Source organism: Nocardioides eburneiflavus (genome assembly GCF_004785795.1).
In the GTDB taxonomy this organism is placed as follows: domain Bacteria; phylum Actinomycetota; class Actinomycetes; order Propionibacteriales; family Nocardioidaceae; genus Nocardioides; species Nocardioides eburneiflavus.
On sequence record NZ_SRRO01000001.1, the window covers coordinates 667,352 to 680,696 of the forward strand.

General features: G+C 71.4%; 12 protein-coding genes. 5 read left to right on the forward strand and 7 right to left on the reverse strand.

The annotated features are described in order from the left end of the window. Positions 1 to 10 precede the first annotated feature (10 nt). The gene (locus EXE59_RS03145) at positions 11 to 694 is read left to right on the forward strand and encodes a TetR/AcrR family transcriptional regulator C-terminal domain-containing protein (protein ID WP_135837595.1); all 684 of its coding nucleotides are present in this window, start codon (positions 11 to 13) and stop codon (positions 692 to 694) included. Between the two features lie 24 nt (positions 695 to 718). On the opposite strand, the gene EXE59_RS03150 is transcribed toward EXE59_RS03145, so the two are convergent. After that, positions 719 to 1,390 carry a response regulator gene (locus tag EXE59_RS03150; protein ID WP_135837596.1) on the reverse strand — a complete coding sequence of 224 codons (672 nt, stop codon included), beginning with the start codon at positions 1,388 to 1,390 and terminating at the stop codon, positions 719 to 721. Between the two features lie 4 nt (positions 1,391 to 1,394). Continuing rightward, entirely contained in the window at positions 1,395 to 2,561 is a 1,167-nt protein-coding gene (locus tag EXE59_RS03155; protein ID WP_135837597.1) for a sensor histidine kinase, read from the reverse strand. Positions 2,562 to 2,692: 131 nt separating this feature from the next. On the opposite strand from EXE59_RS03155, the gene EXE59_RS03160 reads away from it, so the two are divergent. Together EXE59_RS03160 and EXE59_RS03165 are read left to right on the forward strand one after the other, a co-directional pair. Continuing rightward, positions 2,693 to 3,442: a hypothetical protein gene (locus EXE59_RS03160; protein WP_135837598.1), complete on the forward strand. Its 750-nt coding sequence runs from the start codon at positions 2,693 to 2,695 to the stop codon at positions 3,440 to 3,442. A gap of 305 nt (positions 3,443 to 3,747) precedes the next feature. Further along, complete coding sequence (locus EXE59_RS03165) at positions 3,748 to 4,908, forward strand: sterol desaturase family protein (RefSeq protein WP_135837599.1); 1,161 nt, start codon at positions 3,748 to 3,750, stop codon at positions 4,906 to 4,908. Between the two features lie 108 nt (positions 4,909 to 5,016). On the opposite strand, the gene EXE59_RS03170 is transcribed toward EXE59_RS03165, so the two are convergent. Genes EXE59_RS03170 through EXE59_RS03180 form a run of 3 tightly spaced genes read right to left on the reverse strand, consistent with a single transcriptional unit; the run spans position 5,017 to position 8,044 of the window. After that, positions 5,017 to 6,057, reverse strand: coding sequence for a glutathione synthetase (locus EXE59_RS03170; protein ID WP_135837600.1), 1,041 nt, complete (start codon positions 6,055 to 6,057; stop codon positions 5,017 to 5,019). Then, positions 6,054 to 7,244, reverse strand: a complete 1,191-nt coding sequence (locus EXE59_RS03175) for a peptidase MATCAP family protein (protein WP_135837601.1) — start codon at positions 7,242 to 7,244, stop codon at positions 6,054 to 6,056. Before EXE59_RS03175 ends, EXE59_RS03170 begins: the two co-directional genes overlap by 4 nt. Beyond that, a complete protein-coding gene (locus EXE59_RS03180; RefSeq protein ID WP_210428877.1) occupies positions 7,241 to 8,044 on the reverse strand; it encodes an N-formylglutamate amidohydrolase in 804 nt (267 codons plus the stop codon). The genes EXE59_RS03175 and EXE59_RS03180 overlap by 4 nt, the downstream gene beginning before the upstream one ends. An 80-nt stretch (positions 8,045 to 8,124) precedes the next feature. On the opposite strand from EXE59_RS03180, the gene EXE59_RS03185 reads away from it, so the two are divergent. Then, on the forward strand, positions 8,125 to 8,814 hold the full coding sequence (locus EXE59_RS03185; protein ID WP_135837602.1) for an NAD-dependent deacylase: 690 nt from the start codon (positions 8,125 to 8,127) through the stop codon (positions 8,812 to 8,814). Positions 8,815 to 8,883: 69 nt separating this feature from the next. Next, entirely contained in the window at positions 8,884 to 9,681 is a 798-nt protein-coding gene (locus EXE59_RS23625) for a hypothetical protein (protein WP_168218393.1), read from the forward strand. Here the strand turns inward: EXE59_RS23625 and EXE59_RS03195 are convergent. Together EXE59_RS03195 and EXE59_RS03200 are read right to left on the reverse strand one after the other, a co-directional pair. After that, entirely contained in the window at positions 9,668 to 11,455 is a 1,788-nt protein-coding gene (locus EXE59_RS03195; protein WP_135837603.1) for a sensor histidine kinase, read from the reverse strand. The two genes, EXE59_RS23625 and EXE59_RS03195, sit on opposite strands and share 14 nt — an antisense overlap. A 115-nt stretch (positions 11,456 to 11,570) precedes the next feature. Then, positions 11,571 to 13,343, reverse strand: a complete 1,773-nt coding sequence (locus EXE59_RS03200) for a sensor histidine kinase (RefSeq protein ID WP_135837604.1) — start codon at positions 13,341 to 13,343, stop codon at positions 11,571 to 11,573. Positions 13,344 to 13,345 lie beyond the last annotated feature (2 nt).

A 13,345-nucleotide genomic window follows, 5' to 3' on the forward strand; every position in this document is an offset into this window, starting at 1 on the left:
GGGGACACGAATGGCAGGCAGACCACGCTCGGGCGCGGAGCGACTCACGCGCGAAGCAATCGTGATCGCGGCCGTCGCCCTGGCCGACGCGGAGGACCTCGCAGCGCTGTCCATGCGTTCGGTCGCACGCCAGCTCGGCGTGATGCCGATGTCGCTGTACAACCACGTCGCGAACAAGGAGGACCTGCTCGACGGCATGGTCGACGTCGTGTTCGCCGAGTTCTACGCCCCCGTGCCCGGAGCCGAGTGGCGCAGCGAGCTGCGACGACGGGTCGTCACCGCCCGCATGGCCCTCAAGCGACACCCGTGGGCGGTCGGGCTGATGGACTCCCGCCGCAACCCCGGCTTCGCGACGTTGCTGCACCACGATGCGGTGATCGGCTGCCTGCGCGAGGCCGGCTTCTCGCTGAAGCTCACCGGACACGCCTTTGCCGTCCTCGACGCCTACCTCTATGGCTTCCTGCTCCAGGAGGTGAGCATGCCGTTCGAGCCCGGACAGGACCTCGCCGAGCTCGGCACCCAGATGGTGGCTGCGCTACCGGAGGGCCAGCTGCCCTACTTCCGCGAGTTCACCCTGGAGCACGCCCTCAAGCCCGGCTACGACTTCGGCGACGAGTTCGAGGTCGGGCTCGACCTCGTCCTGGACGGACTCGCCGAGCGCCTGGCCGAGCAGCAGCAGAGCCGGGCATCCTGACCGTCGGCTGCCGGCACAACGGGTCTACGCGGGTCGGCCGCCGTCCACACGTCCGCTCTCGTAGGCCCAGATCACGAGCTCGACGCGGTTACGTGCCGACAGCTTGGTCATCAGTGCGCCGACGTGGGTCTTGACGGTGCTCATCGAGAGGTGCAGGTCCTCGGCGATCTCTGAGTTGGTCCGACCGTCGGCAACCAGGGCGAGGACCGCTTCCTCTCGCGGTGTCAGCGGGTCGACGGGCTCGGCCACCGAGCCGACCCGCGACGAGGCGAAAGTGGCGAGGAGTCGTGCCGTCACCGCTGGTGCGATGAGCGCCTCGCCGTCCGCTGCGGACCGTACGGCGCGGGCCAGCAGGTCGGGATCGGCGTCCTTGAGGAGAAAGCCCTTCGCGCCGGCGCGCAGGGCGTCGTAGACGTACTCGTCCTGGTCGAACGTGGTGATCACGATCACGGGGACCGGATCGTCGACGTCGGGGCCAGCAACCTGGCGGGTGGCCTCGATGCCGTCCAGGACCGGCATCCGGATGTCGAAGATGCACACGTCGGGACGGAGCGTCCGGACCAGCTCCACGGCCTCACCGCCGTCTCGTGCTTGACCGACGACCTCGATCGAGGGCTCTGCGTCGAGGATGGTGGCCAGCCCGACGCGGACCATGTCTTGGTCGTCTGCGATCAGGAGCCGCACGGGAGTCGTCATCTGGTCACTTCCTGGCGCTCGGTGTGACCGGAACGATCGCCTCGACCGTCCACCCGCCGGCTGGATCCGGCCCGGCCTGCACTGCTCCGCCGACGAGTGAGACGCGCTCTCGCATGCCTGCCAGCCCGTAGGAGGGAGTGGTCCGTCGTCCACGTGCGGGCGCGGCCGGCCGCCCGTCATCATGCACGCGCAGCCGCACCAGGTCCTTGTCCCGCGCGAGGTCGATCGCGACCACGGTGGGCTCCACGGCGTGACGCCGAGCGTTGGTCACGGCCTCCTGCGCGGCACGGAAGAGCGCCGACCCGATCGCCGCCGGCAGCCGTTCGACGTCCCCTGAGGTGTGGACGACCACCTGCGGGCCTTCGCCATGGTGCTGGGCCAGCATGGGGATGTCCTTCACCCCGTACGTCGGTGTCCGGGCGTGCCCGTCGTCCTCCCCCTCACGCAGCACCGCCACCATGGAACGCATGTCCTCGAGGGTCTGGGTCGCGGCTTCCTCCACTCCGTCCATCGCCTCGACGGCGGCGGTCGGGTCGGTCCGGCCTCTGACTTTCGCCGCTCGCGCCTGCATCAAGATGCCCGACACGTGGTGCGCAACGGTGTCGTGCAGGTCGCGCGCCAGTCGCTCCCGCTCCCGCAACCGGACCTCCTCGCGCGCCCGCACCTGCGAAGCAGCCCAGAACCGCGCCAGGGCGCCGAGGGCGACCGGCAGCATCAACGCCCCGACCCCGAGCAGCATCGACGCGCCGCTGGAGTCGTACTGCGGCTCCCGGCCCAGATGTGCCCCGAGCAGGAAGACGCAGCCCGCCACCACACCCCGGCCGCTGGCCCACCGGCCCAACGAGTAGGCGAGCAACAGCACCACGGCGGTGACGTTGAGGACGCTGTACGGCTCTCCTGCCAGCGCAGGGACCACTCCCGCCACCGTCTGCGCCCCGTAGGCAACGACGAGCATCGCCAGCGGATGACGGGCACGCCACCACAGCGCAGCGACACAGACCAGCGCCCACCCCGCGTCCCAGACCGGCCACACCACATCAGTACGGAGGCCAGCCTCCAACACCGTCAGCGGGACCAGGCCAGCCACCAACGCCCGGTCCCACCACGCCGTGCCCGGCGGCGCAACCGCCCGCGGTTCGTCCCACAATGCTCGCAGCGGACCTCGGCCCATCACCTCAGCGTAGAGGCAGAACCCGCTCGGCCGGACGGTACCTGGGGCCACTCCGGGCTGTCCTCGAGGACGAGACGAAGACGGCCTCAGCTCCGATGTGGCCGCGCGCCGATCCGAGCAGGGTGAAGAACATGACACGACTCACCTCCACCACCCGTCCCTCCGCATCCACCACGACCGCCCCCACCACGACCGCCCCCACCGCGGTCACGCCGGCGCCCACCTCGACGTCGGCAGCGCTGATCCGCACCGCCGGCGTTGCAGCCCAAGTGGTCGCCGGCACCTACGTCATCGGCTTCCTCGCGATGGTCGCCTACCTCGTTCCCCGCGGCTTCACGTCTCCCGTGGACGACCCCGCAGCGTCGCTGGGATTCCTCCGAGACCACCAGGGCGAGCTGGGCGCCTGGTACTTCGTGCTCTACCTCCTCGGCGGAGCCGCGATGGCGCTGGTCTCGCTCGGAGTCGCTCAACGCCTCGCGCCAGCACCCGCACTGGCCCGAGTCTCCGCAGCACTCGGACTCATCTGGTCCGGCCTGCTCATCGCCAGCGGAAGCATCGCCCTGGTCGGCCAGCACGCCGCCGTGACCCTGCACGCGCAGGACCCCGACCTCGCCCTCACCACCTGGGTCTCGACCAGCGTCATCCAGGACGCCCTCGGCGGCGGCATCGAGGTCGCCGGCGCACTCTGGGCAGCCGCAGTCGGAGTCGCCGTCCTCCGGTCCCGCGCGCTCTCCGCCCCGCTCGGAGGTCTCGCGCTCGGTCTCGCGGCGGTGGGGATGGCCACCGTCGTCCCGGCTGCGGCCGATGCTGCGACCTCCATCTTCGGGCTCGGGCTCATCGTCTGGTTCACCTGGCTCGGCCTCGCCCTCCGACGCCGCTGACCACGTACAACCGACAGCAGCCCCCGCCGACCGCGGGGGCTCTGACGGCTGACAGGAGACAGGCGGAAGGGCTGGGGTCTGGACGGCGATGGCCCTGTTGCAGGACCACCAGGACGGCAGACACCGGTCCACAGTTGGTCCGCAAGCAGTCCAATCTGGTCCAACTGCTGCCGACATTCCCAGCGGTCTCACCCCGACGTTTCGCAGGCCAGATGAGGTTCTTGGCAAGCTGCCAATGTTGACCGTGGGGACCACAACCCCCGTGGTCCCTTCCCCTGGTACTTCTGAGCCCGCACAATGCGCGGATGAAGGTCGACCTCACCGTCGCGGCGATCCCCGCGTTCATCGGCGCGATGGCCGCCGAGCACGCCTGGCAGCGCGCGCACCCGGTGGAGCCGGGCACCCGGGCCGGTGACTACCAGCTCGCCGACACCGTCGCGAGCCTCAGCATGGGGGTCGGCAGCCTCGCCGCGCCGTACGTCGCGCGCCGCCTGCTGGACCCCCTCACCCCGGGTGTCGGCCGCCACGGGCGCACGCTGCTGGCGGTGGGCGCCGCGGCAGCCGTGCTGACCACGGTCGGTGACGTCGTACGCCGCCGCCTGCGCGACGGTCGGCTGCCGGACCCGCAGACCGTCCCGGCGCAGGTCCGCGAGGTGCAGGAGGAGCTCGCCGACATCCGTCAGGGCCCCGCGGTTCCCCCGGAGGAGCGGACGAGACCGGTGCTGCGTCGCGCGCACGGCGCCCTCGCCGTCAGCGCCGTCGCGTCGACCGCCCTCGTGACGTCGACGACCTGGGCGGCGATGACCTCGGGCAAGCGCCTCTTCGCGCGCTCACCCCTCGACGTCGGCGGCGGCCGGTGGGCGCTGCTGGCCGCGGTCCTCGGCTGGGACTTCATCTACTACTGGAACCACCGCCTCAGCCACGAGAGCCGCTGGCTCTGGGCGGTGCACGTCGTGCACCACTCGAGCGAGCGCTACAACCTCTCGACCGCCCTGCGGCAGCCGGTGGCCGAGGGCGTCACGCTGACCGTGCCCTACGGCCTGCTCGCGCTGGCCGGCGTACGCCCCGCGCTGATCGAGCAGGCCCGCGGCATCAACCTGATCTACCAGTTCTGGATCCACACCGAGGCGATCCAGCGCCTTGGCTGGGTGGAGAAGGTCTTCAACACCCCTTCTCACCACCGCGTGCACCACGGCTCCAACCGCGACTACCTCGACCGCAACCACGGCAGCATCCTCATCCTCTGGGACCGCCTGTTCGGGACCTTCGAGGAGGAGGACGAGCCGGTGGTCTACGGCCTCACGTCCAACATCGAGTCCTACGACCCGCTGCGGATCGCGACCCACGAGTGGCGCGACATCGCCGCCGACGTGGCCGCCGCCGACAGCTGGCACGACCGGTGGTCGTTCCTGCTCCGACGGCCGGGATGGGCGTACGCCCGGCGTGCGACGGCCGGCGTGGCCTGAACGCTCGTCCACAACCCGCCGGGTGGTCCGCTGCGAAAGGCCGGTCGGACGGCGGCGGCACCGGCATTTCGCAGCGGACTATCGAGAGGGGGTGGGGACGGAGCGCACTCAGCTGGTCGCGAGCGTGTGGTTGTCGATCTCCGGGTAGTGCTTGCGGATGTTCACCTTGCGCTCGAGCTCGCCGATGATCGCGGGCGCGAAGTTGACCTCGTAGAGCGCCTGGGCGCTGCCGAGCCCGCCGGGGCTGAACACGTTGATCTCCATCAGCTTGTCGCCGACGATGTCGAGGCCGACGAGGAACATCCCGTCTGACACGAGCTTGGGCCGCACGACCTCGACCATCTGCAGCATCTCGTCGGTGACCGCGACCTTCACGGCCTTGCCGCCGGCCGACATGTTGGAGCGGATGTCCTTGGTGGACGGCGTTCGCCGGAACGCGGCGTACTCGCCGTCGACCATGAGCGGCTGGCCGTTCATCACGAACATGCGCACGTCGCCCTTGGCCGCCTCGGGGAGGTACTCCTGGGCGACGACGTAGCCGTCGCGGGAGATCGCCTCGATGATCTGCTTGAGGTTGGGCGCCTCCTTGCGGTCGACCAGGAACACCCCCGCCCCGCCGGACCCCTGGAGCGGCTTGAGCACCGCCTTGCCGCCGAGGTCCTTGATGAACTCCTCGATCATGTCCTCGTCGCGCGAGATGAGCGTGCGCGGGCGGACGATCTCGGGGAAGTGCTGGAAGTAGGCCTTCGACAGCGCGTTGGCGAGGCTCGTCGGGTCGTTGACGACGAGCACCCCGCTGGAGGCGATGAGCTGCCCGAACGCGACGCCGGCGTTGTTGCGCCACGGGTCGGACTCCGCGTCGTCGGCCGGGTCGTTGCGCAGCATCACCACGTCGAACTCGTCCATGCCGATGAGCTGCTCCACGTCCGGCTTCTTCACGTCCGACAGGTGCCGCTCGAGCGAGCGGTACGACTTGGCCTGGCCGGCGCGGGCCTTGGTGCTCAGCGACCCGTCGGGCTCGTAGGCGAAGTCGCCGATCCCCATGTACCAGGCCTCGTGGCCCATCTCCTTCGCGGCCATGGCGAGGCGGTTGGTGGTGTACTCCGCCTTCTCCGTGGCGATGTCGTTGACGACGAATCCGATCTTCATGCTGGTCCCTCCAGGAGCGTGCTGAGGTCGTCGGTGCCGGCCGCCCGGGCGAGGTTGTCGTGGGCGGCCGGGTCGAGCAGGTAGCGCGGCAGCACCCGGGCGGGGCGCAGCAGCCCGCGCTCCTCCAGGTCGCCGATGAGCGGCAGGTCGCGCAGCGAGAACTTGCCGAGCCACAGCTGGTCGAGCGAGCCGCCCGACCCGAGGTGCTCGAGGAGCTCGACGAGCCCGCGCAGGTAGATCGCGTCCTTGGTCATCCCGCCCGAGCGGTAGACGCGCATGACGGTGGTCCACGCGCTCCCGCTCGGGAAGTCGTCGGCCACCAGCGCCTCATGCGCCTCGGCGAACGAGGCGCCGGAGACGAGCCGGTGGACGGTCACGACACGACCGGCCAGCTGCCGCAGCCGGAAGGCGGTGAGGCCACCGCAGGCGATCTCGGCGAGCACGGCCAGGCCCTCCTGCGTCTCGTCGTAGCCGGCCAGCCCCACTCCGAGCACCTTGATCGGCTGGTGGCTGCCGTTGGCCTGCGTGACCAGGTGGGTGCCGACCTCGTGGTGCAGCAGTGCCTGCGCCCGCGGCCGCTGGACCTTGGTCTCCGGGCCGATGAGCAGCACGTCGCCGGAGACCATGACGCCGTTGACGTCGGAGCGGATCTCGGCGTGCATGTCGAGGTCGGGGTCCTCGTCGCGGTAGCGCGCGATCTCGGCCTCCGCCAGGGCGAGGAACTCGTCGGCGTCGAGGGCCTCGTCGGTCGGCTCGGTGCGGGTGATGGTGGCGAGCAGGCCCTCGGCCTGCTTGCGCAGCGACGGCGACACCCCGCCGTACAGCTCCACGCTCAGCGGCAGGAAGTCGTCGGTGTCGCGCGCCTCCAGCATGTCGAGCTGGAGCTCCATCTCGCGGTGCTTGGCGCGCAGCAGCTGCCCGAGGACCGGGTCCTCGACCTCACCGGGGTCGATGTCGTCGAGCTCCGTACGGACGACCGCCGGATCGGTCTCGAGCTCGCGGTAGGTGAAGGGCGGGTCGGTGTCCCGGCCCTCGAGGAAGTCGTCACGCAGGTCGTCGGCGTCGACCGGCGTGATGTCGAGCAGGAAGCGGTAGCTCTGGGCGAGCAGCGAGAGCCGGTGGTCGACGGCGAGGTCCCTGGCGCTCAGCTCGCCGACGGGCCGCGGAGGGTCGGCGTCGCCGCTCATCGCAGCCGCTCCAGCTCGTCGAGCAGACCGGGCACGGCCGCTGCGAGGCCCTCCTGGGCGCAGCGGAACCGGTCGGCGTGCAGCTCGCCGGTCCACTCGTCCATGAAGGTCTTCTTGAACTCGAGTGCCAGCACGCAGCCCACCCGCGGGTAGCGGTCGTGCACCCACCAGGCGAGGTTGCGCCCCTCGAACGCGACGTTCTCCCGGGCGTCGAGCGGCCCGCACCCCAGTCTGGCGTCGCGCAGGTCGCCCATGAAGCGCTCGACCAGCGGACCGAACAGGTCGTGGTCGAGGCTGCCGGTGCCGACGTTGACCTCGGGGTTGTCCTCCGCCGGGGCGGGTGGCTCCTCGGCGCCGTCACGGCGGTGGTTGTAGGAGTGCACGTCGAGCAGCACGAACGGACCGCGCTCGGCCACCGCGTCGAGCCGCGGCGCGAGCGCGTCGTAGAAGGCGTCGTACGTCGCGAGGCTGCCCTCGAAGAGCTCGTCGGAGAGCTCGCCGCCGCGCCACACCTCGAGCCCCCAGCAGTCGTCGGGCGTGCGGTAGACCGCCTCGCGACGCGGCCGGTTGAGGTCGGCCTCGAAGCGCGAGCGCGAGGTCAGCACGTGGTCGGGCACGACCGCGGCGAGCCGGTCGGTGAACGGGTCCTCCTCACGGAACCGCTCGGCCTCGTCGAGCACCATCGCCTCCGCGATCTCGGGCCGCAGGCCGTGGCCGGCGTGCACCGACGTCGCCACCAGCTGACCGCTCCAGTCACCGACGAACGTGACCACGTCCGACGTCCCTCCCAAGTCAGTCATGCCCGCCTGTCTACCGGAGTCGCGACGCCACCTCCACGCGCGCGCACCCCTACGGGTGACGGGCTGGTAGGACTGGTGACATGGGTCGTCACCAGAAGGTCGTCGTGCTCACCGGAGCCGGCATCTCCGCCGAGAGCGGGCTCACCACCTTCCGCGACTCCGGGGGCCTGTGGGAGGGCCACGACCCCATGCAGGTCGCCACCCCTGAGGCGTACGCGCACGACCCGCACCTGGTGCAGCGGTTCTACGACGCGCGGCGCGCGGCCCTGTCCCGCGTCGAGCCCAACGCCGCCCATCACGCGCTCGTACGCCTCGAGGAGGTCCTCGGCGACGACCTGCTCGTCGTCACCCAGAACGTCGACGACCTCCACGAGCGCGCCGGCTCGCGACGGGTCCACCACCTCCACGGCCGGCTGCGGTCGGCGTGGTGCACGGCCTGCGACGCCCGCCACGCCTGGGAGGGTCCGCTGGTCGACGGGCCGCCCTGCCCCGGGTGCGGGTCGGCGACCCTGCGCCCCGACGTCGTGTGGTTCGGAGAGGTCCCCTACGGCATGGACGTCGTCGAGGAGGCCCTCTGGGAGTGCGACCTGTTCGTCTCGATCGGTACGTCGGGCACGGTCTACCCGGCCGCCGCGTTCGTGCACTGGGCGCGGGGCGACACGCTCGAGCTGAACCTCGAGCCGAGCGCCGGTGCCACCGACTTCGCCGAGTCGCGGCACGGCCCGGCCGGGCGGCTCGTGCCGGCGTGGGTCGAGGAGCTGCTCGGCTGAGTTGCGTCGATCGCCTGCGGTGCGGCCCCGTCCGTGATGGGATCGAGCGGCTCAGGACGAGGGGGACCCATGCGCACGATCCGCGGGTTGGCGGCGACCGCCGCACTGGTGGCGGCCGCCACCGGGTGCGGCGTGTACGAGGACTTCACCACGAGCGACTTCGCCCAGCAGGACGGGGACGCCATCGTCGCCGCTGCCAGCGAGGCGATGCTCGAGGTGACGAGCCTGCGGATGACGGGGCAGGTGCGCGACGGTGGGGAGCAGTTCTTCGTCGACCTCAGCATGGACCGCGATGACCGCTGCACCGGCACGCTGCGGGTCGGGGGCAGCCACCTCGACATCCGCCGCATCGGGGACCGTGCCTGGATCAAGGGTGAGGCCGGTGCGTTCAACCGCCTCGGCGGCGGGTCCGTCCCGCGCCAGGTGCTCGACCGTCTCAGCAGGTCCTGGCTCCGGGTCGACACCAGCACCGCCCGGCAGCTGTGCGACTTCGACGCTCTGCTCGAGAGCTTCGAGGTCGTCGACCTCGGCCAGGAGCAGGACGACGGCAAGGACGACGGCAAGGGCGCCGGCAAGGGCGCCGGCAAGGGAGCCGGCGGCGGGTCCGCGCAGCAGGACGAGGACGACGCCGTGGCCCCCGCCACCGTCGTGGAGGAGACCACGATCGACGGCGACAAGGCCGTGCAGCTCACCGCGTCCCCCGGCGGCGCGCACGACGAGACCGCCTGGGTGCTCAGCGAGGCGCCCCACCACGTCGTGAAGCTGGAGTCCACCTCGATGAAGGACGGCGGCACCCTGTCGTTCTCCGAGTTCGACGTGCCCGTCGAGGTAGAGGCGCCTGCGCGCAAGGACGTCATCCGCTCCTGAGCGGCCGGAAGTGCAGGCGTACGCAGGTGCCACGACCGAGCGTCGACTCCACCTCGACGGTCCCGCCGTGGCGCTGCATGATCTCCCGCACGATGCCGAGGCCGAGCCCGGTGCCCGGACGCATCAGCGCCTCCTCGTTGGTCGAGCGGAACAGCGGCGAGAACAGGTCGTTCTGGTCGGAGTCGGAGATGCCGATGCCCTCGTCCTTGCAGGCGAAGGACAGCCCCCCGTCTGCGCGCCGCTCGACGCCGAGCCAGATCTCGTCGCCCGGGTCGGAGTACTTGACGGCGTTGTCGACGAGGTTGGTGACGGCGCTGGCGATCTCACGGGGGTCGGCGAGGACGACGGCCTCACCGAGGTCGCCGACGAGGTGGAGGGTGACCCCGACACGCTCGGCGACGGCGGTCATCGCCGACAGGGTCTCCTCGACGATCGGGACGAGGTCGGTGTGCTCCATGGCCGGCGGGTGCCGCGGGTCGCTCACGCGGGAGAGCATCGCGAGCCCCTGGAGCAGGTCTCCCAGGCGCTCGCTGCCCCTCAGGATGGCCTGCGCTCGCTTGCGGTCGCGCTCGTCGACGAACTTGCTCGACGCGAGGAACTCGGCGTTGGCGGCGATCACGGTCATCGGGTTGTTGATCTCGTGGGTGAGCTCGCGCAGGAAGCGGTGCCGCGACTCCTCGAGCTCGCGCAGCTCGGTCAGCAGCCGACGCTCGCGCTGGGTGGCGTGGGCGTTGGCGATGGCGCGGCCCAGGTCGTGCCCGAGCTCGAGGGCGGCGACCCCCTCGCCGTCGGTCCAGCGCCGCGACCCGGTGCGCCGCGCGCACATCAGCATGCCGAGGACCTCGTCGTCGACGCCGACGGGCGCCACGACGACCGCCTCGAAGCCGGCGGCGCGCAGGGCGTCGCTGAACCACGGGGCGTACGCCGCCAGCCCGGCGTCGCCCCAGACGTTCTCCGGCTCGATGACCAGCACGTGCTGGCCCTTCCACGCCCGCGCTGCGGCCTCGTCGAGCGCACGCCGCACCTCGGGCGCCAGCTGGAGGCCGAGGCTGTCGGGGGCGTCGGCGTCCTCGTCGATGAACACGCGGATCTCGAGCTCGTCGACCGACAGCGCCCCGAGCAGCGTCGAGCGGGCTTCGCGCAGCAGGTGCCCGACGTCGTGCCGCGCCGGGCCGGACCGGGCCAGGCGCCGCGTGGCCCGGATGACCCGCATGTGGTCGGCGTACTCCTCGCGCTCGATCGCGGTGAGCACCGAGTTGAGCGTCATCGCGAGCTCGTCGGAGATCTCGAGGAGCCGCTCCTTGTCGGGGCGCCGCGAGTCGACGGGGACGTCGAGGTAGAGCAGGGCACGGAGGTCGCCGCGCTCGTCGAGGATCCGGGCGACCAGCATGTCCATCGGGTGCCAGTCGCCGACCTGGCCGGTGACCGGGATGTCGGGCACGACGATCACGCCGTCCATCTGCTCGCGCAGCTCCTCGGAGAAGTTCTCCTCGGGGACCCAGATGAAGAGTCCGAACGGCTCGCCGGCGGCGAAGACCTGCTGCATGTCCGAGAGCCGCGAGGCGGTGCCGAGCCGCTCCTCGGCGCTGGTCAGGTCGCCGTAGATCGCCACGAGCTCCAGCAGGCCCTTGGGGCGGACCACCTCGATCGCGCACACGCGGAAGCCGGCGCGGGTGGCGGCGTCGCGGGCGAGGGCGTGCATCAGCGCCCGGGCACGTGCATCACCCCAGCTCAGGTCGCGCGTCCTGCGCTCCCCCTTCGGCCCCTGTTCCATGGCGCACTCGCCCTCCCCACCCGCCACTGGGATGGTAGGCGCGGGCCCGAGCGTCCGGGCACGTTTCCGCAGGTCTTGACCCCGGCTGTGGACGAACTGTTGCCCAGTGCCGCACTCACCCCACCTCGTCGGGTGGAGCGAGCGGCAGCCACACGGTGAAGGTCGTCCCCTCGCCGATGTCCGAGGCGAGCCGGATCGTGCCCTGGTGTCCGGTCACCACCCGCTCGATGATCGCGAGGCCCAGACCGGTGCCGGGGCGGCGGCGCGCCTCCGGGCTGCTGGAGCGGAAGAAGGGCGTGAAGACCTTGTCGACCTCGTCGGAGGGGATCCCGATGCCCGTGTCGGCGCAGGTGATCCGCACGCCCTCGACCCCGTCGACGCTCGCCCGTGCCACGTCCATGCTCACCCGGCCACCGGCCTCGGTGTACTTGAAGGCGTTGGAGAGCAGGTTGGCGACCATCCGCTCGAGAGCGGCCTGCTCGCCCACGAGGACGAGGTCGTCGGCCACCGCGAGGTGCAGCTCGACGCCGGCCAGCGACGCCGTGGGCGCGAGGAACGCCGCACACTCGTGGACGAGGGCGGAGAGGTCGACGTCCTGGGTCGTGGCGCCGCGCTCGGGATCGCTGACGGAGGCCAGGGTCATCAGGTCGTCCACCATGTCCTCGATGCGCCGGGCCGCGCGAAGGAGTGCGTCGAGCGACTCGCGCGCCTCCCCGTCAGGCTGCTCCAGGGCGAGCAGCTCGAGGCGCGTGAAGAGCACGCTGACCGGGTTGCGCAGCTCATGGGCGAGGGTCAGGACCATGTCGCGCCGGTAGTCGTCGACCCCGCGCAGCTCGGCGTTGAGCGCGCGCTCGCGCTCGGCCAGGCGGGCCTCGAGGAGCAGCCGGGCGAGGTCGGCGGCCACGATCGTCGCCGCGTTGATCTCCGAGGCGATCCAGCGCGGGGCGTCGGGTGCACGGCCCATCGCCAGGGTGCCGAGGTACTCCTCGCCCGACCCGATCGGCACGAGGAGGCCGGACCCGAGGCCGTACGTGTCGAGCAGGCGGGTGAGCGACGGCGGGGTCTCGACCGCCTCCTCCTTCATGCTCCAGGTCCGGTCCCGCTCGACGACGACGTGACCACGCCGCTCCCACTGGCGGCGCATCACCTCGGTCATGTGGGGTCCGTCGTCCCCGAGGCCCGCGACGACCGAACCGGCCTCGACGACGTCGACGGTGGCCACCTCGAGCGCCTCCTCCAGGCCGCGCGACAGCTCCGCCACCAGCTCCGCGACGCCGAGGCCGGGTCGCACCTTCTCGATCGCGCGCCGGGCCTGGGTGACCATGCGGACCTGCTCGCCGTAGAGCTCGCGCTCGACGATGCTGACGATCGCGTCGAACAGCACGGAGGCCTCGGTGTTGATCGCCGCCACGACCTCGGGCGTCGGGCGCACGCCGGACAGCGGCTCGTCGAGGTAGAGCATCCCGCGGAGCTCACCGTCCTCGTTCTCCAGCAGGCGCAGCAGCTGGTCGTCGGGGTCCCACCCGTGGGGCAGCTCCGAGGCAGGCACGTCCGGCTTGTGGCCGTACTCGTCGAGGAACGCACGGGTCACGTCGTCGAGGCGCTCGCCGGGGATGTGCCACCAGCCGTGCATCTCCTGCCCGAGGGCGTGGATGTGGTCGAGCGCCAGCGGCGAGGCCTGCCCGAGCATCTTGTCGCGGGCCGCGTCGTCGCCCGCGATCGCGACGAACTCGAGGAAGCCGTCGGAGCGCAGGGCCTCGATCGCCACCACCTTGTGCTCGGTGCGCTTGGCGATGTCCTCGGCGACGGCGTGCAGCACGGCACGCTGGGACTCGTTGCCCCACGCCTGCCCTCGTGGACGTACCCACGCCTGGTCGTCGTCACCCACCT

Bases quoted from the DNA above. Each gene is read 5' to 3' on its own strand.
- EXE59_RS03150 (WP_135837596.1), bottom strand. From the start codon at position 1,390: ATGACGACTCCCGTGCGGCTCCTGATCGCAGACGACCAAGACATGGTC.
- EXE59_RS03175 (WP_135837601.1), bottom strand. From the start codon at position 7,244: ATGAGCGGCGACGCCGACCCTCCGCGGCCCGTCGGCGAGCTGAGCGCC.
- EXE59_RS03145 (WP_135837595.1), top strand. From the start codon at position 11: ATGGCAGGCAGACCACGCTCGGGCGCGGAGCGACTCACGCGCGAAGCA.
- EXE59_RS03160 (WP_135837598.1), top strand. From the start codon at position 2,693: ATGACACGACTCACCTCCACCACCCGTCCCTCCGCATCCACCACGACC.
- EXE59_RS03180 (WP_210428877.1), bottom strand. From the start codon at position 8,044: ATGACTGACTTGGGAGGGACGTCGGACGTGGTCACGTTCGTCGGTGAC.
- EXE59_RS03155 (WP_135837597.1), bottom strand. From the start codon at position 2,561: ATGGGCCGAGGTCCGCTGCGAGCATTGTGGGACGAACCGCGGGCGGTT.
- EXE59_RS03185 (WP_135837602.1), top strand. From the start codon at position 8,125: ATGGGTCGTCACCAGAAGGTCGTCGTGCTCACCGGAGCCGGCATCTCC.
- EXE59_RS03195 (WP_135837603.1), bottom strand. From the start codon at position 11,455: ATGGAACAGGGGCCGAAGGGGGAGCGCAGGACGCGCGACCTGAGCTGG.
- EXE59_RS03170 (WP_135837600.1), bottom strand. From the start codon at position 6,057: ATGAAGATCGGATTCGTCGTCAACGACATCGCCACGGAGAAGGCGGAG.
- EXE59_RS03165 (WP_135837599.1), top strand. From the start codon at position 3,748: ATGAAGGTCGACCTCACCGTCGCGGCGATCCCCGCGTTCATCGGCGCG.
- EXE59_RS23625 (WP_168218393.1), top strand. From the start codon at position 8,884: ATGCGCACGATCCGCGGGTTGGCGGCGACCGCCGCACTGGTGGCGGCC.